The following is an 18,292-nucleotide window of genomic DNA, read 5'->3' on the forward strand; positions in this document are numbered from 1 at the left end:
AATCCGATTACGTTAAAACAGTGAAAACAACTACGGTTTTACTTGGCACTAAAGTGAGTGCTTATTTATTTTCTAACCATTTTCTAGCGTTTACAAAAGCTTCTATCCATGGAGAAACTTCGTCTTCTCTTCCTTCTGGGTAATTAGCCCAGTTCCATTGGAAGATAGAACGCTCAAAGTGTGGCATTGTAACTAAATGACGACCGTTATCTGAAACCAACATAGCAGTATTAAAATCTGATCCGTTTGGATTTGCAGGATACCCTTCGTAACCATATTTAGCAACAATATTATATTTATCTTCTTGGTAAGGGAAGTTAAATTTACCTTCTCCATGAGATACCCAAATACCAAGTTTACTACCTTCTAAAGAAGAAAGCATCACCGATTTATTAGCTTGGATTTCTACAGAAGTAAAGATACTTTCGTGCTTTCCACTCTTATTATGTAACATTTTAGGCTTCTCAGAATGATCTGGATTTATAAGTCCTAGTTCAACGAAAAGCTGACAACCATTACAGATTCCAATAGAAAGTGTATCTTCTCTCTTAAAGAAGTCTTCAATAGCTTTCTTAGCTTTATCGTTGTACATAAAAGCACCAGCCCATCCTTTTGCAGATCCTAATACATCTGAGTTAGAGAAACCTCCAACAGCACCAATAAACTGAATATCTTCTAACGTTTCACGACCAGATATTAAGTCAGTCATATGGACATCCTTAACATCGAAACCTGCTAAATATATAGCATTTGCCATTTCACGCTCAGAGTTACTTCCTTTCTCTCTTAAAATAGCTGCTTTTGGTCGTTTCCCATTAAATGCAGGGAGTTTTCCTGTGAAATTAGCTGGGAAATTATAAGTAAGCGGCTGGTTTTTATAATTGTGGTAGCGATCTTCTGCTACATTGTTTAAAGTTTGCTTTTGATCTAATAAGAATGATGTTTTATACCAAACATCTCTTAACTGACTCACACTAAAAGAGAAACTGTCTGCATTGTTTATCAATTGTAAGCGATCTCCTTCAAGTGGTTTCCCTACTTTATGGAATGTTACACCTGCATCTGCAAGAGTTTTCTCAACAGTAGCATCATCTTTCGCTTGGAAAACGATTCCTGTATTCTCATTAAAGAGTAATTTTATAGAATCTGCCTCTCCAATAGAAGAAAGATCTAATTGCGCTCCTAAATTAATATCAGCAAAACACATCTCTAATAAAGTAGTAATCAATCCACCGCTAGCAACATCGTGACCAGCAAGAATCTGATTGTCTTTTATTAAAGTTTGAATAGTATTAAAAGCTGTTTTTAAATTCTTAGCACTTTTAATAGTAGGAACTTCTTTTCCTATCGCATTTAATATCTGTCCGAAAGAAGAACCTCCTAATTTAAGAGTATCTTCAGATAGGTTGATGTAATAAATACTTCCACCATTTCTCTGCAATACAGGTTCTACAACCTTTGTAATATCGCTACAATGTGCACCAGCAGAGATAATAACTGTACCTGGAGAAATTACTTCTTCATTAGGATATTTCTGCTTCATAGAAAGAGAATCTTTCCCTGTTGGGATATTAATTCCCAATTCAATAGCAAAATCAGAACATCCTTTTACAGCTTCATATAAACGAGCATCTTCTCCTTCATTTTTACATGGCCACATCCAGTTTGCAGAAAGTGAAACCGATTTTAAACCTTCCTCTAGCGGTGCCCAAACAATATTAGTAAGCGATTCTGCAATGGAGTTTTTACTTCCCGCCACAGGATCTACAAGCGCAGAAACTGGGGAGTGCCCAATAGAAGTTGCAATTCCCTCTTTTCCTTTAAAATCTAACGCCATTACCCCGCAGTTGTTAAGTGGTAATTGAAGCGGACCAGCACATTGCTGTTTCGCCACACGACCACCAACACAACGGTCAACTTTATTTGTTAACCAGTCTTTACAAGCAACAGCTTCTAGCTGTAATACTTGCTCCAAATAGGTTTGTACTTTATCGATGCTATAGGCTGCATCTGGATAATTTCTTTTAACAGTTTTATCGGTCATGATGGTTTTTGGAGAGCTTCCAAACATATCCTCCATAGCCAGATCCATTGGTTTATCACCTTTGGTACTAGACTCAAAACAGAAAACATCATCTCCTGTAACCTCTCCAACTTCATACATTGGAGAACGCTCACGCTCGGCAATATTTCTTAACTTTTCTGTATGCTCTTTCCCGATTACAAGTCCCATACGTTCTTGACTCTCATTCCCAATAATCTCTTTAGCAGAAAGGGTAGGGTCTCCAACAGGTAGCTTATCAAGATCTATTTTTCCTCCTGTATCTTCAACAAGTTCAGAAAGACAATTTAGGTGTCCACCAGCACCGTGGTCATGGATAGAAACGATTTCATTCTCATCGCTTTCTACCATTCCTCGTACTGCATTGGCAACACGCTTTTGCATTTCAGGATTAGAACGTTGTACAGCATTAAGTTCAATACCACTACTAAATTCTCCTGTATCAGCAGAAGAAACAGCGGCACCACCCATACCGATTCTATAATTCTCACCTCCTAAAACTACAATCTTATCGCTCGCTTTTGGCGATGCTTTTAGGGCTTGCTCTTCTTTTCCATATCCAATTCCTCCGGCAAGCATAATTACTTTATCGAACCCTAATTTTCTAGCTTCCTCTTGGTGTTCAAAAGTAAGAACAGAACCAGCAATAAGCGGTTGTCCAAATTTGTTACCAAAATCAGAAGCTCCATTAGAAGCTTTTATAAGAATATCGATTGGCGTTTGGTATAACCATTTACGCTCCTCCATATTTTTTTCCCAAGATCTATTTTCTTCCAAACGAGAGTAAGACGTCATGTAAACCGCAGTTCCAGCCAATGGTAAAGAACCTCTACCTCCAGCCAAACGGTCACGAATCTCTCCTCCGGCACCAGTTGCAGCACCATTAAAAGGCTCTACTGTAGTTGGGAAATTATGTGTTTCTGCTTTTAATGATAAAACAGAATTAAAATCTTTCTCTTGATAGAAGTCTGGTTTGTCTGCCGTTTTAGGAGCAAACTGTACCGCTTTTGGTCCTTTTATAAATGCAACGTTATCTTTATATGCAGATACAATTCCATTTGGATTCTCTTCAGAAGTCTTTCTAATCATCTTAAATAAAGACATCGGTTTCTCCTCTCCATCAATCACAAAGCTTCCGTTGAAAATCTTATGACGACAGTGTTCAGAATTCACTTGAGAAAAACCAAAAACTTCAGAATCGGTTAATTTCCTTCCTAGTTTCTCAGAAAGTTCATTTAAATAATCAATCTCTTCATCATTTAAAGCCAATCCTTCTTGCTGATTAAATAACGCAACATCATCAATATCTTTAATAGCAGCTGGCTCAATATCAATCTTAAAAATATCCTGATCTAAACCATTATATTTCTGTGTAAGCATCGGGTCAAAATCTTCCGAATTTTCTTTACAAGCATGAAACTCCTCAATTCTGATAATCGCAGGGATACACATATTCTGAGTAATTTCAACAGCATTGGTACTCCAAGGAGTAATCATTGCTGCACGCGGCCCAATAAAAAAAGCGTCTACAGACGCCGATTCGATTTGTGGCTGATCGCCAAATAACCATGATAACTTAGTTATATTTTCTTGTGAAATTTCGTCGTTCGTTTGAACGGCAAAGACCTTGATTTCTGGGTTTCCGAAGAAAAGGATCATACTATATTGTGTTTGTGTCTTAATTATAACAGACGTCTAGTTTGTATTAAAGCGCAAATTTAAGCAATTACTTCTTATTTTAAGTCGTTAATTTTAAGCATTTCTTACACTTTTTTAATTGTATTAAATATAGATATGACTACCTTGTAGAAAATATACGTTTATAGGTATATATCCCTAATAATGACAAAAATTGTTTTACAAAATAGCTTTTAAATGAAATACGATTTTATAGCCAATGCCTTGTCTTTACAGGCTTTTAAAGAGATGGATTATAAAGCAGTTGCAGAGCTGGCGCTCCCCATAGAACTTATGATGGAAAATGCTGGCCTCCATTTAGCACGTGTTATTGCTCGTAAAGCAAGCCCAAAAAGCACCATATTAATAGGCGCAGGAAACGGGAATAATGGTGGTGGCGGACTCGTAGCTGCGAGGAGACTTGCGGCATGGGGATATAACGTGTATTTGGACCTTCCGATAGAAATTACCAAAGAATTGCCTTTGCAACAATTAAAACGAGCCTTGTTATATGGAGCAAAAAGAGAAGCGATAAAAAATCCAGATGTTTGGGTGGATGCCTATTTAGGGTTTTCGCAAAAGCTCCCTTTAGGAAACCTATTCGAAACCATTATAGCTAAGGCAAATAGTGCAAATGCCATTCGCATTTCATTAGATTTACCCATGGGGATTTCTGAGGGTGATAGCAGTCCACGTTTTAATGCAGACCATATTATTACTTTGGCAGCTCCCAAGAAATTATTAATTCCGTTACTAGAAACCGATACACAAATCTATATTGCCGATTTAGGAATTCCAGAAAAATATTACGGCGACATAGGAGTTGCCATGCCACCGTTTGCTAAAGAACAACTCTATTTTGTGTCCTAATTTTTTAATGCTTCTTCAATACCTTTCTTTACCAAAGGCTCCATAATATCATAACCTTTAGAGGTTGGGTGTACGCCATCGGAAGCCAATTCTTCACTCAATCCCATTTTATCATCTACCATCGCCTTGTAATAATCTACATAGACAATATTATTTTTCTTGGCATAAGCTTTAAGCATTTCATTAAGCTCAATTACCTTGGTTGCAGGTTGTATTCTTTCTCTCCACGGAAAATGATTTGCAGGAAGGGTAGCGCAAATTATCGGAACGATGTTGTTTTGCTGAGCCAATTCTACCATAGAAATAATATTTCCGAACACATCTTTAATTTCAATAGGTCCCGTGTTTTCTGCAATATCATTAATCCCAGCTAAAAAGGTAACCGCCTTAGGTTTTAGGTCGATTACATCTCTACGGAAACGAAGTAACATCTGCGAAGTCGTTTGCCCACTAATACCGCGGTCTATATAAGGGTTGTTTTCAAAAAACTCAGGGTGATTGTTTTTCCAACCTTCCGTTATAGAATTCCCCATAAAAACTACGCGGTCTTCCGAAGCCTTTGGAGCTGGTAGGGCTTTATTTTCAGCTTCATATTTTGCAAAGTTTGCAAATTCTACTGCCGTTTGTTGTCCAAAAGAATATACAGCAGAAAATAGGCAGATCATTAAAAAGTGTTTTTTCATTATTATAAGTGTTTTGGTTTTGCTTTATGTACCAAATATACGCATACTCTTTTTTAATTTTTTAAGTTTACAACTTGTAAGAATCTAAAACCAACCGATGGAACATAGAATAGAAACTATTGATAAGATCGTATTAGTGGGGAAGTATTTAGAAATGTCTATTGCTGAAAATAAAACAGCAACCTTATGGGGGAGTTTTATGCCTGAAGCTATTAAGATTAAAAATAGAGTAGGAGCAGACTATTTTTCTGTGGAAGAATATGACGAAGACTATTTTAAGGAGTTTGTACCTACAAAGAATTTTAAAAAATGGGCGACTGTATGTGTTAGTATTGCTGAAGAAGTTCCGCAAGAGTTTGCAACACTTATTGTTCCTAAGGGTAAATATGCTGTGTTTACCTATAAAGGCAAATCATCTGAAGCATTTAAGGCGTATCAGTATATTTTTGGAGAGTGGCTTTCTTCTACTAAGAATGTATTGGACCACCGTCCTCATTTTGCGATTATGGGAGCGAAGTATAAGAACGACGACCCTACTTCCGAAGAAGAAATTTGGATCCCAATTCAGTAAAAATAGTAGCAATCTACCTTTTAAGGCTATCCTCCGCCCAGTGGTAGCAATGCATTACAGTATATAAACGCTTCCCCACGCTATGAGTGGGCTTCCCCACAGGTATAAAAGCGTTCCCCACACAGTTGGGATGCTTCCCCACGGGGTATAAAGCCTTCCCCACGGTTAGTCTACTGCTCCCCACCGTGGGGAAAAGCAGACTGTATGTGGGGAGAACTTTAAGAACTTCTATTTCTTTTTTTATGCTTACTAATGTATCCTTTAAAGCGTTCAGGATTCTTTCTGAATACATATTTTCCGGTATCTCTTATTTCATTTACCGCCTCATAGAGATGTGTATATGCTTGATCTCGGATATGTTTCTGCTCGCTATTATCTTCAGTAGACTCATTGGCTTTCGCTAGTAAATCTGCCATCTCATCTGAAGTATCTGCGGCAATATCTAGTAATGTTAAGTCGAATTTTATCGCCTGAAGCTCCTTTTTGTTTTTCTTTCCAAAGGTTTCCAAATCGCTTAAATCTTGAATCATATCTGGATGCCCATAGCCATCAGAAATTTCGCTTACACGGTTTATTAAATCCTGCCTGTCTCTATAGGCAAATCTAAAAGCATTAAGCAAATCGTCTCTAAGCTCGTATGCCTGCGGAGATACAAGATCCCATTCTTTACGAGCCTCCTCGCGGCCGTAACGTTCTGCTACCCAAAGCGACTGTGCATGGCGTAATGCGCCAGCACGAACGGGGAGATCGTTAACAAAAGTCTGCCAATCAAGTCCCACACTTTTTAATTCTTTACTATCTTTTTGCAACCAAACATAAAGGTCTTCTGCTTCTTGTAAAAAAATATCTACAGGCATGTTTGGGGTTTTTACCGCCTCTTGCGGTATGGCTTGCAACAGCGCTAGTTTGGTATCATAGTTTTCTTTGCTCATATATATAAGATGTTTTGGTTACGTATGTAACGCCTTTAAATAGCGGGTTTTTTAAGAATGCTATTTATAATGCGGGGTAATGGTGTAAAAGTGATACCGTAAAAGACAACCGCCCATTTGCTATTTAATTAATGGTATTGCCTTCCTTTTTATTGATGTGTGATGTTGTAAAGTTGTGCTTTTAGCTTTGGTGTGTGTTGTTGTGAGGTTGTTACGATGTAATCTTTTATACCAAAGCGGAGCAAAAAATTATATTTACTATAAATATATGTATATTTTCTATATAAAATATAAAGTCTTGTAAATGAATTATTTCTGAAGTTGTTAAAGAGTGGGAGTAGGAGGGCTAGATAAAGCTATTACCAGCGATTCTCTGCTTTTTTTCCGCCCCAAATAAGCGTTGCTAGATACGGATTATCAATAAAAGGATTTCTGTTTCCTTGAACCTTAGCGATTCTATTATTACGTTGTATTTCAAACTCAGAAACAGGATCTTCAGCATTCCATTTTAAAAAGAGTGCAATGCTTCCTATGTCTTTAAAAGATTCGTTGCAGCGGAGATTCAAATACATAATCATTCGTGCAACATCACCTTTCCATTCATCCCCAGGAAACCAACTTTTATATTTCAATTCGTAGTCGCCACTCCCTTCTACAAACTTATTATTGCTTCTTCGGGTATTGGTTCTCTCGTCGCAAACTCTTAGGTGGTGTAAATCTCCTTTAGCGGTGTTTTCAATAAGCGATTGTGGGTAAACGTGCTCGGTATTAAATGTCTGCTTTTTGTATGGGTTGTTCCCAGATACATACTCTTTCCAATAGCGTTCTTCGCCAGAATACATTAGTATCACACTATCAGTATTGGTAGTGCTAGCATCTACTTTATAAAGGTATTTATGGCGCTGTCTGTAGCTTAAAATATTGGTGTGTTTGGCAATAGTAGTAACAGCCAACGCCTCGTATAGTGGGATTGTTCTTAAAGAAAAATCTATGTCTTTATAGTAGTTTTTTAATTCCTTCGGAAGTGTAAAAGTAGTAGCATCTTGCTTCGGATTGATTAAAGCCGTAGCCGCAGATTCGTTTGTCTTTGTTTTACAAGCAACCGATAAAACTAAAAATAAAGCTAGTATAGATCTAAAAAACATAAAAGGGGAGTTTACTTTTTCTGAAGTAACGCCATATAAAATCCATCAAATCCAGCATTAGAAGCCAGTACTTTTTTGTCTTTTATAAGTTCAAATTCCTTTCCATTTTCAGACTTTAAAAACGCGGTCACCTGATCTTGGTTTTCCGATGGAAGTACAGAACATGTAGCATAAACTAATTTCCCACCAGACTTCACCATTTTAGAGTAGTCGTTTAAAATTTCTTGTTGTGTAGTTTTAATTTTATCAATAAACTCAGGTTGCAATTTCCATTTAGCATCTGGATTTCTACGCAACACTCCCAATCCGCTACAAGGCGCATCAATTAGCACACGATCCATTGTATTGTGTAGCTTCTTAATCACTTTTGTAGAATCGATTTCTCGAGTTTCGATATTATGAACATCATTTCTTCGTGCTCTACGTTTCAGTTCTTTTAGTTTATTTCCGTAGATATCAAGTGCAATAATTTGCCCTTTGTTTTCCATTTTAGCAGCCAAGTGAAGCGATTTCCCACCAGCCCCAGCGCAAGCATCTGCAACACGCATTCCTGGTTGTACATCTAGATATTCTGCTACCAATTGAGAAGAAGCATCTTGAACCTCAAAAAATCCGTTTTTAAAAGCCTCTGTTCTAAAGATATTACCACGTTCTTTTAGCTGAATCGCATCTGGATATCCTTCAATAGATAAGGTATCTATACCTTCTTCCATTAAAAGGTCTTGCAATGTTCTTTTATTAGTTTTAAGTGTGTTTACACGTAAAATAACACTGGCTTGCTCATTAAGGGCGTGTAATTCTTTTGTCCAAAGCTCTTCTCCAAGTTCTTTCTCTCCGATAGCATCTAACCAATCTGGAACCGACTCACGGTATTTTCTAACTCTTGATAGCTCATCAAATCGACCTTTAATTTTTCTAGAAGGAGTCCCCTCTAATTGTTTCCAATCTGGAAGTTTTATACCTTTTAAAGTAGCCCAAACAGCAAAAATACGCCATAAGTTGTCTCTTGTAAAAGGTTCTTTTACTTCAGCAATCTCGGCATACAGACGTTTCCATCTAACAATATCGTAGGTAGTTTCAGCAACAAAACCTCTATCTCTAGCGCCCCATCTCTTGTCGCGCTTAAGAAGTTGTTCTACAACTTTATCGGCATATTTATTTTCATTAAAAATAAGGTGTAGCCCATCAATAACGGCAAATACAAGATTTCTGTGAAGACGCATATAATTCTATTTTTAAAAAGTAATTCGCAAGAGTTTATACAAGCGAATGTTATAATGATATTATCTTTTTTCTGACACACGGGAAATGGATTATAAAACCAGTTCGAATCTGTCAAAAAATAATTGTTTGCAAAGGTATTGCTTTGTAAGCGATAAAACTTATTTTTAAAGCAAATTATACTAGTTTGAAGAAAATATTTGCCTTTTGTTTATTTATAGTCGTTTCCTGTGGAAAGGAAAAGTATGTGCCTCATAATTATACAGATGTTTCTGTGGAGGAAGTTTTTAATGATTCTATAAGTATCCGTGCCATCACCTTGATGCAGGGGAGCGTTGGTTTTGCAGGATCGAATAATACTTTTGGGATTTATAATATTGCTGATGATAAAGTAATAACTCAAAAGATGAATCAAGATTCACTAGCAATAGAATTTCGTGCCGTAGCCAGTACCAATAGCGATTTTTATATGCTCAGTATTGGGAATCCTGCGCTTTTATATAAAACAGGAGATACAGGAAAAATGGAATTAGTGTATCGTGAAGACCATGAAAATGTATTTTATGATGCTATGAAATTCTGGAACGACCAAGAAGGAATCGCCATGGGAGACCCAACCGATGGGTGTTTATCTGTTATTGTAACAAGAGATGGCGGTAAGAGTTGGAATAAACTTTCTTGTAATGTATTGCCTGCCGGGAATGATGGTGAAGCAGCCTTTGCAGCTAGTAATACTAATATTACCGTTGTAGGGGACCATACGTGGATTGCAACAGGAGGAGCAAAAGCAAACGTTTTTTATTCTCCTGATAAAGGGAAAACATGGCAAGTTTATAAGACTCCAATAGTGCAAGGGAAATCAACACAAGGGATTTATTCCATCGATTTTTATGATGAAATGAATGGTTTTGTAATTGGTGGTGATTATACCGATCCAACTGATAATAAAGCAAACAAAGCCGTTACTATTGATGGTGGGAAGACTTGGAAGTTAGTAGGAGAAGGGCAAGACCCTGGATATCGTTCTTGTGTACAGTATGTTCCTGGAGGAGAGGCAAAAGAGCTTGTTGCTGTTGGCTTTAAAGGAATTTCTTTTTCTAATAATAGCGGAGAAACATGGAAACAGATTTCAGATGAATCTTTTTATACCATTCGCTTTGTAGATGATAGTACAGCTTATGCCGCAGGTAGTAATAGAATTGCTAAATTACGCTTTAAATAATACCATATAGGGGCAAAAGTTGCCTCATAAAACCCCAAAACTAACCTTTAAAATGAAATTAATTGTAAAGTGCCCTAATTGTAATACCGAGAATAAAGCACCCCACACAATGGATAATAGAATTGATTACGCCATGAAATACGGTGATAATTTCTCTGTTAAATGTGTTTCTTGTGGTGAGACAACAACCTATCATGTAGATGAAATCCGAGCTGTAGATTATTCTTTTAGCGAACTGCTAATAAACAAACTATTAATTTTTGGAGTGGTGTATGTTGCTACTTTAGTTTTAGGGATATACTTGGTAGGAGCTATCGGAGGAATAGTGATTTCTTTTGTAGTAATATTATTGGCCTTCTTTTTAGCTAAGAGGAATGATACCTCTAAAAACCTAACGTTTAATAGGCATAAGCTAAAAAGAAGAATGGCCAATGTAAATCTACGTAAATAGACTTACTAAAATCAAAGTGTGTCAATTTTTGTTCCTGTTGCGATGTTCGCTACGGAGTTTGTCTAAAAGTTTTCTATTAAAATCATCTTCTAATTTTTTTAGATAGATGATTTTTTTTGCTGAAAGCACTTGGTCTAAGTCGCTCACAAACTTTTTATTAAGCTCGAATTCATTTCTTTCTATCTCTTCGAGTTTTTTTAGCAATACTTTAGCTTCGCTCTCTGTGAGTTTTTCGAAACCTTCATGCTTTAATTGATGCTTTATGTTTTTATATGCTAAATACTTTGCCTTATACATAGCTTCATCATAAGCATTGTAGATAGGCCAGAACTTTTCTGCCTCTTGTGGAGTAAGTTCTAAGTGCTCGGTTAGAAACCCGATTTTAAGAGACTTTATATGATCTCTCTTGCTGTCTTTTTGTGCCTGTAATTGGAACGAAAAGATGCTTAATAATATTATTAGCAGGTATTTTTTCATGTTTTTATATAATTAAAACTATGACTTTATTAGTTATCGTCTGTAATTGTTGCCCCGTAGGTGCTCATATTCTCATCCAGATAATCAAAGATATCATCTTCACTTAAATTGGAGGCGATATCTATATCTGTTAGCGATATATCGCTAAATGTATCTGTTATTTCAAAGGTATTTAAAGGGAAATAACCATCTTCTATATAGGCATCAATCTCTGAAATTGCTAGTCCGTCGAAATCTGCATCCGATTGCTGAGGGATGAATTTACTGATAAAAAAACCTATAATAAAAATAGCGGCTATTCCTGCGGCATTATAAAACCATGATAGTTTGATAACACGAGATTTATCTTTTGGCTTCACTTTAGATAAAATAGAATCTTCTAAAGTATCAAAATAAGTCTCCGGAACTTTAAAACCAGATTTTTCAGGAAGAATTGCTTCAGAAGCTAACCTTTCTGATAAATGATTTTCAAATTCCGAGAAATAATTCTCTGGAACCTTAAAACCATCTTTTTCTATATGTAGCTTATCGTTTTTCATTTAATCCTTTAAAAATGTTTCAATCTTTTTTACTGCATGATGGTATGATGCTTTTAATCCTCCAACGGAAGTATCTAAAATTGCTGAAATTTCTTCGTATTTCATCTCTTGAAAATATTTCATATTAAAAACCAATCGCTGTTTTTCTGGTAATGTGGCTATGGCTTGTTGCAATTTTAGTTGTATCTCATCTCCATCAAAATAGGTATCTGCTTTTAAGTTATTTACTAATTGTGTTTGTATTTCTTCACTTGTTGTTTTGTATTCATTAGCTTTCTTTTTTATAAAGCTAAGCGACTCATTGGTTGCTATGCGGTACATCCAAGTGTATAATGTACTGTCTTCTTTAAAAGAATGGATGTTTCTGTAGACCTTTATAAAGGTATTTTGTAAAACATCATCAGTATCATCATGATCTAGCACTATTCTTCGAATATGCCAATATAAACGCTCCTTGTAAAAAGACACAAGATCTTTGAATGCTGCTTCTTGTGTGGCATCATCCTTTAGGTTTTTAATTAAAATTTCTTCTTGCAATAGCGTTTATTTATTCTTTGACTCTAAATTAATAAAAAGGTTTAAAATAGTATATAAAGTTATTCTTTTCCGAAAGACTTAATAGCTTATATGAAGCTATAATTGTGTTTTTTAATAATAGTCGGTATTGGGAAATAGGTAAATTAAAAAAACCTCGAGTGTTGATTCTCGAGGTTTCTTGCTTTGTATACTATATATGAGTTTTGTTTATTCGAAAGATTGCATTTCTACTAATTTCTGATAAACACCTTTTTGGTCTAATAACTCTTGATGTGTTCCTTGTTCTACAATGATTCCCTTTTGCATCACGGCAATGGTATCTGCATTCTGGATTGTAGAAAGACGGTGAGCGATGACAATAGAGGTTCTATTTTTCATCATATTTTCTAAGGCCGTTTGTACTAGCTTCTCGCTCTCAGTATCGAGTGCAGAAGTGGCCTCATCTAAAATCATAATTGGAGGGTTTTTAAGTACGGCACGAGCAATAGAAAGACGTTGCTTTTGTCCACCACTTAATTTCCCACCGGCATCACCAATATTAGATTCGAATCCATCAGGGAGTTCTTTTATAAAATCGTAAGCGTTAGCAATTTTAGCAGCCTCTTCAATCTCTTTTTGTGTAGCGTCTGGCTTACCGATGCGGATGTTATTGGCAACAGTATCGTTAAAGAGAATAGAATCTTGAGTTACGATTCCCATTAAAGTACGTAAGCTTTTAATAGAGATGTCTTTAATATCAGTCCCATCAATTTCTATACTTCCTTTATTAACATCGTAAAAACGAGTTACTAAATTGGCAATCGTACTTTTCCCGCTTCCCGATTGTCCCACTAAAGCAACTGTTTTACCTTTAGGAATAGCGAGGCTGAAATCTTTTAAGACTAATTCATCTTCGTATTTAAAGGAAATATTTTTGATGTCTATTTCTTTATCGAAGCTTGTTTTTTCAATAGCATTTGGTGCGTCTATTATGGTGTTCTCTGTTTCAAGAAGTTCTAAAATACGCTCTGCAGCACCGTTTCCTCTTTTTAAACTATAACTAGCTTTAGATATTGCTTTGGCTGGTGTTAGGATATTGTAAGCAAGCATAATGTATCCTAAAAAGAAACTAGCCTGCATACTTTGATCGATAAAGACAAGATATCCGCCATAAACTAATAAAATAGCTATAACGATAATACCTAATAACTCACTCATTGGAGAAGCTAAATTCTGTCTGTTTAATACCGAATTGGAATACTTATAAAAACGTTCGTTAGATTCTGAAAAACGTTTGTTAAAAGAATCTTCCGCAGTAAAAGCTTTTATTACGCGCAGTCCCGACATTGTTTCTTCTAAGATAGAAAGGAAGAAGCCTTGTTCTTGTTGAACTTTTATAGATTTTTTCTTTAATGACTTTCCGATTTTTGAAATAGCAAAACCTGCAATAGGAATGAAAACAAAAACGAAAAGAGTTAATTTCATGCTGAAGAAAAACATGAATATTAAAGAAAATAGGATTGTTAAAGGTTCTCTCACAATCATTTCTAATACGGAGAGGATGGAGTTTCTTACTTCTTCAACATCACCACTTACACGAGAAATAGTGTCTCCTTTTTTCTTTTCAGAATAGAAAGAAAGAGGAAGGGAAACGATCTTTTTATACATGCTAGATCGAATATCTTTTAAGACCCCATTCCTTAAAAAGGTAATGTAAAACATCGCCATATAATTGGAGAGGTTTTTAAGTAAAAATAAGGTGATGATTACGGAAACCATGACCATAAGTGCATAAAAGCTTCCTTTTTCACTAATTAAATCTGATAGGAAATAATTAAGGTAATCTTGAGCGAAATCTTTTATGTGATTTATTCCTTCGAATACAGGTTTTTTAGTAATTAACTTGTTGTCACCAAAAATAACTTGAAGCACAGGAATTAGCGCTACAAAAGACAGTGTGCTAAATAATGCGTAAAGAATATTAAAAAAGATGTTTAGGTAACCATACTTTTTATATGGCTCAGCAAAACGTAGTATTTTCTTGAAGTAATTCATTTAATATTTTTAAATAAAATATTTATTTATGCTAAAATAAAACAGTTGCAAATGTACGTTTTATTATGAAATTAAGCCTGCCTATATTAAAAGGCAGGCTTAAGGAATTTTATAATTATAGATAAAAAATATTATTAACTCAGCTTTAATTCTTCGATAATACGACTTATTTTTTCATCTAGTTTTTCTGTTTCTTCATTATAATGAGCAACTTCTTCTAAGTTTCCTTTAACGCTGAAATAGAATTTTATTTTTGGTTCTGTACCACTCGGTCTAGCGGCAATTTTAGTTCCGTCTTCCGTATAATAGATTAATACATTTGAAGAAGGGATATCAATATCTTCTTTATCTCCAGTTAATAAGTTGATTCTAGTAGAGCTTAAATAATCTTCTACATAGCTAACTTTAGAACCGTCTATAACTTTAATAGGATTCTCTCTTAAATCGATCATCATTTGTTTGATTTCTTCGGCTCCAGAGATACCTTTTTTTGTGATAGAGATAAGTTTTTCTCGGTAAAGTCCAAACTCTTCGTAGGATTTCAAAAGGTCTTTATAGAAAGAGCTTCCTTTAGCTTTAGCATCCGAAGCAATCTCGCAAGCAAGTAGGGAAGAGGTAACAGCATCTTTATCTCTAACAAAATCGCCCACCATGAATCCGAAACTTTCTTCACCACCACCAATAAATTCTTGCATCGGGAAGTCTTTTATCAGCTTAGCGATCCATTTAAAACCAGTGAGTGTTTCTTTATATTCAACTTTATAACTTTTAGCTAAAACGTTCATCATTGGAGTAGAAACAATAGTAGAAGCTATAAACTGATTTCCATTGATGCGATCAGATTTCTTCCATTTATCCAATAAGAAACGCGTCATTAAAAGCATGGTTTGGTTTCCGTTAAGAAGCACCATTTTACCTTCGTTATCTCTTACTGCGATTCCTAATCTATCACTATCAGGATCGGTACCAATAACCATATCAGCATTAATCTCGTCGGCCTTTTTTATAGCTATAGCAAGTGCTTCAGGTTCTTCTGGATTTGGAGATTTAACAGTAGGGAAGTTTCCGTCTGGCTTACGTTGTTCTTCTACAACATGCACATTATTGTAACCAGCGCGCTTTAAAACCTCTGGTAAAACGGTAATTGATGTTCCATGTAAAGAAGTGAAAACAATAGAGAAATCATTTTTTCCTTTTGCGCCAAAACTTCCATTTTCTACGGAAGCGTTTATAAATGCCTCATCAACCTCTTTATCGATATAATTAATCTTACTGTTGTCTGCGTTAAAATTAATCGCATCAAAAGAAAGACTTTCAATTTCCTTTATAATTTCGTTGTCTTGAGGAGGCACTATTTGTCCGCCATCTTTCCAATATACTTTGTAGCCGTTATATTCTGGTGGGTTGTGAGAAGCAGTAAGAACAATACCGCATTGGCAATCTAAATGTTTTACTGCAAAAGATAACTCAGGAGTAGTTCGTAATTCAGAAAACAAATAAACTTTGATTCCGTTAGCGGAGAAAACATCTGCAACTACTTTAGCGAGGGTGTCGCTATTATGGCGACAATCGTATGCAATAACTACTTTAAGCTCTTCATTTGAGAAGGATTTCTTTAGGTAATTACTAATTCCCTGTGTGTTCTTTCCTAAAGTATATTTATTAATACGATTGGTTCCAACGCCCATTGTTCCACGCATTCCTCCAGTTCCAAACTCTAAGTTTTTATAGAAGCTTTCATTTAATTCTTCTGAATTGGAGTCTATAAGTTGTTGGACTTCTTTTTTTGTATCGGCATCAAAAAAATCTGTTAACCAAGTTTTAGCATTTTTTAAATTCTCTTCTGATATCATCTTTTTCGGTTAATTTTTCAATAGGATTTTAAGGTAAGAAATTATGAGGTTATTTCTACTTTAAAATTATCTAAATTAATGGTTTGTTGTATTTTATATCTTTTCTCTTGATTTTTTGATCTTAAAATGAGTTCTCCTAAAAAACCAGCAATAAATAATTGTGTACCAATAATCATAGCTGTTAAAGAAATATAGAACTGTGGTCTTTGCGTAATAAGTCGGCCATAGGGACTAAAAAACAGTTTATCGATTCCTAAATATATAGCAAAGCAGCACCCAATTATAAACATAAGAACCCCTAAAGCTCCAAATAAATGCATGGGTTGTCTTCCAAATTTGGAGATAAACCATATAGTAATAAGGTCTAGGAAGCCATTTAGAAAGCGTTCCATTCCAAATTTTGTAGTACCATATTTTCTCGCTTGATGTTTTACAACTTTCTCTTGAATATTTGTAAAACCAGCATTTTTTGCAAGAACAGGAATATAGCGATGCATTTCGCCGTGTACATCTATAGTTTTTATAACCGCTTTACGGTATGCTTTTAATCCGCAGTTAAAATCGTTTAGCTTAACACCAGAAGTTTTTCTAGCAGCCCAGTTAAATAGTTTAGAAGGTAAGTTTTTAGAAATTACAGAGTCGTAACGCACTTTTTTCCAACCAGAAACTAAGTCAATGTTATTATCTTTTATAAGGTGGAATAATTCTGGGATTTCCTCAGGGTTATCTTGGAGATCGGCATCCATGGTTATAACAACATCTCCTTGTGCCATTTCAAATCCAGCATGCAGGGCTTGAGATTTCCCGAAGTTTTTAAGGAAACGGATTCCTTTTACAGCGCTATTATTGGCAGAAAGTGTTTGTATGGTATTCCAAGAATCGTCTGTACTTCCGTCATCTATAAAGATGATTTCATAAGAAAAACGATTGGATTGCATAACCTTTACAATCCAATCGTGTAATTCTTTTAAAGACTCTTGTTCGTTGAGTAGTGGTATTACTACTGATATATCCATGAATTCCTTTTATCTAAAATAAATTCAAAGATATAAATTACAATTCACTTTTAGTTTTTTTCATTACTAAAGCAGGAATAAGGGTTAGAACAAACCCTAAAAATATACTGAATATTAGTCCAAATGCAGCTTGAATGAAAGGACCTGACATTTTTTTAGAAATTTCAAGCTGACTCTCAATTTGTTCTTGTGTCATTCCATAGTCTACCATTTTGGCTTTAGCAATTTCCATTTGTTTATCTACCATACCTGGGTCGATTACGTTAGATAATAGTAATTGAAAAAGCATACTTATTACACCTCCAATAAGACACAATCCAATTCCGATTTTTAAAGCCTCTCCAAAGGTCATATATCCATCATTTGCTTTTTTAAATTGGAATAGAGCAATAAGAATTACAGCAAGCATAATAGCAATACTTATTACTAAGGTGCTAATTTCTTGTTGGTAATGCATATCTGTTAAGTAAAGCATTATTCCGAAGGTAACGCTCACCGCACCTAGTAATAGCCCGTATCTAAGCGCGAATTTCCCTGTTGTTGGTTGTTTGTTTTCCATTTTTAATAGTTGAATAGTTTTATATAAAATTAGTAGATATTCTTGTATATTTGTTACAGAATATTAGAATAAAAAAAATACTTGCAAATTTCCATATAAAAATATGGTTTATATAAAATAAATTGATAAATTTGCACCTCGAAAAAAAATCTGAAGTTTAAAAAATATATAGCGATGAGAAAAGGTATACATCCAGAAAATTATAGATTAGTAGCATTTAAAGATATGTCTAACGATGATGTCTTTATTACAAAATCTACAGCAGATACGAAGGAAACAATTGAAGTTGATGGTGTTGAATATCCTGTGATCAAATTAGAGATTTCTAGATCATCTCACCCTTTCTATACTGGAAAGTCAAAACTTATAGATACTGCTGGACGTATCGATAAGTTCAAAAACAAATACGCAAAATTCAAAAAATAATAGATTTCTATTTATAG

General features: G+C 35.1%; 17 protein-coding genes. 5 read left to right on the plus strand and 12 right to left on the minus strand.

The features are described from left to right. Positions 1-61: 61 nt before the first annotated feature. On the minus strand, positions 62-3,721 hold the full coding sequence (purL, locus tag JM658_RS10250) for a phosphoribosylformylglycinamidine synthase (protein ID WP_236959168.1): 3,660 nt from the start codon (positions 3,719-3,721) through the stop codon (positions 62-64). 216 nt (positions 3,722-3,937) lie between these two features. Between purL and JM658_RS10255 the strand changes: the two genes are divergently transcribed. Then, entirely contained in the window at positions 3,938-4,609 is a 672-nt protein-coding gene (locus JM658_RS10255; RefSeq protein WP_236959169.1) for an NAD(P)H-hydrate epimerase, read from the plus strand. On the opposite strand, the gene JM658_RS10260 is transcribed toward JM658_RS10255, so the two are convergent. After that, positions 4,606-5,292, minus strand: a complete 687-nt coding sequence (locus JM658_RS10260) for an SGNH/GDSL hydrolase family protein (RefSeq protein WP_236959170.1) — start codon at positions 5,290-5,292, stop codon at positions 4,606-4,608. The two genes, JM658_RS10255 and JM658_RS10260, sit on opposite strands and share 4 nt — an antisense overlap. A 97-nt stretch (positions 5,293-5,389) precedes the next feature. Here JM658_RS10260 and JM658_RS10265 point away from each other — a divergent pair, with 97 nt between their 5' ends. Then, positions 5,390-5,863, plus strand: a complete 474-nt coding sequence (locus JM658_RS10265) for a GyrI-like domain-containing protein (protein WP_236959171.1) — start codon at positions 5,390-5,392, stop codon at positions 5,861-5,863. A 218-nt stretch (positions 5,864-6,081) separates the two neighbouring features. On the opposite strand, the gene JM658_RS10270 is transcribed toward JM658_RS10265, so the two are convergent. From JM658_RS10270 to JM658_RS10280, 3 genes are all read right to left on the minus strand, one after another. After that, complete coding sequence (locus JM658_RS10270; RefSeq protein WP_236959172.1) at positions 6,082-6,795, minus strand: hypothetical protein; 714 nt, start codon at positions 6,793-6,795, stop codon at positions 6,082-6,084. Between the two features lie 359 nt (positions 6,796-7,154). Continuing rightward, on the minus strand, positions 7,155-7,940 hold the full coding sequence (locus JM658_RS10275; RefSeq protein ID WP_236959173.1) for an endonuclease I family protein: 786 nt from the start codon (positions 7,938-7,940) through the stop codon (positions 7,155-7,157). Between the two features lie 11 nt (positions 7,941-7,951). Then, positions 7,952-9,163 carry an RsmB/NOP family class I SAM-dependent RNA methyltransferase gene (locus JM658_RS10280; protein ID WP_236959174.1) on the minus strand — a complete coding sequence of 404 codons (1,212 nt, stop codon included), beginning with the start codon at positions 9,161-9,163 and terminating at the stop codon, positions 7,952-7,954. 185 nt (positions 9,164-9,348) lie between these two features. On the opposite strand from JM658_RS10280, the gene JM658_RS10285 reads away from it, so the two are divergent. Both JM658_RS10285 and JM658_RS10290 read left to right on the plus strand, forming a co-directional pair. Continuing rightward, positions 9,349-10,383 carry a WD40/YVTN/BNR-like repeat-containing protein gene (locus JM658_RS10285; protein WP_236959175.1) on the plus strand — a complete coding sequence of 345 codons (1,035 nt, stop codon included), beginning with the start codon at positions 9,349-9,351 and terminating at the stop codon, positions 10,381-10,383. A gap of 52 nt (positions 10,384-10,435) precedes the next feature. Beyond that, positions 10,436-10,834, plus strand: a complete 399-nt coding sequence (locus tag JM658_RS10290; protein WP_236959176.1) for a hypothetical protein — start codon at positions 10,436-10,438, stop codon at positions 10,832-10,834. A gap of 21 nt (positions 10,835-10,855) precedes the next feature. On the opposite strand, the gene JM658_RS10295 is transcribed toward JM658_RS10290, so the two are convergent. The 7 genes from JM658_RS10295 to JM658_RS10325 form a co-directional block, all read right to left on the minus strand. Then, the gene (locus tag JM658_RS10295) at positions 10,856-11,311 is read right to left on the minus strand and encodes a hypothetical protein (protein ID WP_236959177.1); all 456 of its coding nucleotides are present in this window, start codon (positions 11,309-11,311) and stop codon (positions 10,856-10,858) included. A 29-nt stretch (positions 11,312-11,340) separates the two neighbouring features. Next, the gene (locus JM658_RS10300) at positions 11,341-11,850 is read right to left on the minus strand and encodes a hypothetical protein (protein WP_236959178.1); all 510 of its coding nucleotides are present in this window, start codon (positions 11,848-11,850) and stop codon (positions 11,341-11,343) included. Then, entirely contained in the window at positions 11,851-12,387 is a 537-nt protein-coding gene (locus tag JM658_RS10305; protein ID WP_236959179.1) for an RNA polymerase sigma factor, read from the minus strand. Positions 12,388-12,594: 207 nt separating this feature from the next. Then, positions 12,595-14,421 (minus strand): ABC transporter ATP-binding protein, encoded by a 1,827-nt coding sequence (locus tag JM658_RS10310; RefSeq protein ID WP_236959180.1) that lies wholly within the window; start codon positions 14,419-14,421, stop codon positions 12,595-12,597. 134 nt (positions 14,422-14,555) lie between these two features. Further along, entirely contained in the window at positions 14,556-16,274 is a 1,719-nt protein-coding gene (locus JM658_RS10315) for a phospho-sugar mutase (RefSeq protein WP_236959181.1), read from the minus strand. 41 nt (positions 16,275-16,315) lie between these two features. Continuing rightward, positions 16,316-17,290, minus strand: a complete 975-nt coding sequence (locus tag JM658_RS10320; RefSeq protein WP_236959182.1) for a glycosyltransferase family 2 protein — start codon at positions 17,288-17,290, stop codon at positions 16,316-16,318. Positions 17,291-17,327: 37 nt separating this feature from the next. After that, positions 17,328-17,849, minus strand: a complete 522-nt coding sequence (locus JM658_RS10325) for a DUF4199 domain-containing protein (protein WP_236959183.1) — start codon at positions 17,847-17,849, stop codon at positions 17,328-17,330. Between the two features lie 174 nt (positions 17,850-18,023). On the opposite strand from JM658_RS10325, the gene JM658_RS10330 reads away from it, so the two are divergent. Then, a complete protein-coding gene (locus JM658_RS10330; protein ID WP_236959184.1) occupies positions 18,024-18,275 on the plus strand; it encodes a type B 50S ribosomal protein L31 in 252 nt (83 codons plus the stop codon). Positions 18,276-18,292 lie beyond the last annotated feature (17 nt).

It is taken from the genome of Joostella atrarenae (assembly GCF_021764745.1).
GTDB classification, from domain to species: Bacteria; Bacteroidota; Bacteroidia; order Flavobacteriales; family Flavobacteriaceae; genus Galbibacter; species Galbibacter atrarenae.

Bases quoted from the DNA above. Each gene is read 5' to 3' on its own strand.
- JM658_RS10280 (WP_236959174.1), bottom strand. From the start codon at position 9,163: ATGCGTCTTCACAGAAATCTTGTATTTGCCGTTATTGATGGGCTACAC.
- JM658_RS10275 (WP_236959173.1), bottom strand. From the start codon at position 7,940: ATGTTTTTTAGATCTATACTAGCTTTATTTTTAGTTTTATCGGTTGCT.
- JM658_RS10320 (WP_236959182.1), bottom strand. From the start codon at position 17,290: ATGGATATATCAGTAGTAATACCACTACTCAACGAACAAGAGTCTTTA.
- JM658_RS10265 (WP_236959171.1), top strand. From the start codon at position 5,390: ATGGAACATAGAATAGAAACTATTGATAAGATCGTATTAGTGGGGAAG.
- JM658_RS10255 (WP_236959169.1), top strand. From the start codon at position 3,938: ATGAAATACGATTTTATAGCCAATGCCTTGTCTTTACAGGCTTTTAAA.
- JM658_RS10330 (WP_236959184.1), top strand. From the start codon at position 18,024: ATGAGAAAAGGTATACATCCAGAAAATTATAGATTAGTAGCATTTAAA.
- JM658_RS10290 (WP_236959176.1), top strand. From the start codon at position 10,436: ATGAAATTAATTGTAAAGTGCCCTAATTGTAATACCGAGAATAAAGCA.
- JM658_RS10315 (WP_236959181.1), bottom strand. From the start codon at position 16,274: ATGATATCAGAAGAGAATTTAAAAAATGCTAAAACTTGGTTAACAGAT.
- JM658_RS10270 (WP_236959172.1), bottom strand. From the start codon at position 6,795: ATGAGCAAAGAAAACTATGATACCAAACTAGCGCTGTTGCAAGCCATA.
- purL (WP_236959168.1), bottom strand. From the start codon at position 3,721: ATGATCCTTTTCTTCGGAAACCCAGAAATCAAGGTCTTTGCCGTTCAA.
- JM658_RS10325 (WP_236959183.1), bottom strand. From the start codon at position 17,849: ATGGAAAACAAACAACCAACAACAGGGAAATTCGCGCTTAGATACGGG.
- JM658_RS10310 (WP_236959180.1), bottom strand. From the start codon at position 14,421: ATGAATTACTTCAAGAAAATACTACGTTTTGCTGAGCCATATAAAAAG.
- JM658_RS10295 (WP_236959177.1), bottom strand. From the start codon at position 11,311: ATGAAAAAATACCTGCTAATAATATTATTAAGCATCTTTTCGTTCCAA.
- JM658_RS10300 (WP_236959178.1), bottom strand. From the start codon at position 11,850: ATGAAAAACGATAAGCTACATATAGAAAAAGATGGTTTTAAGGTTCCA.
- JM658_RS10260 (WP_236959170.1), bottom strand. From the start codon at position 5,292: ATGAAAAAACACTTTTTAATGATCTGCCTATTTTCTGCTGTATATTCT.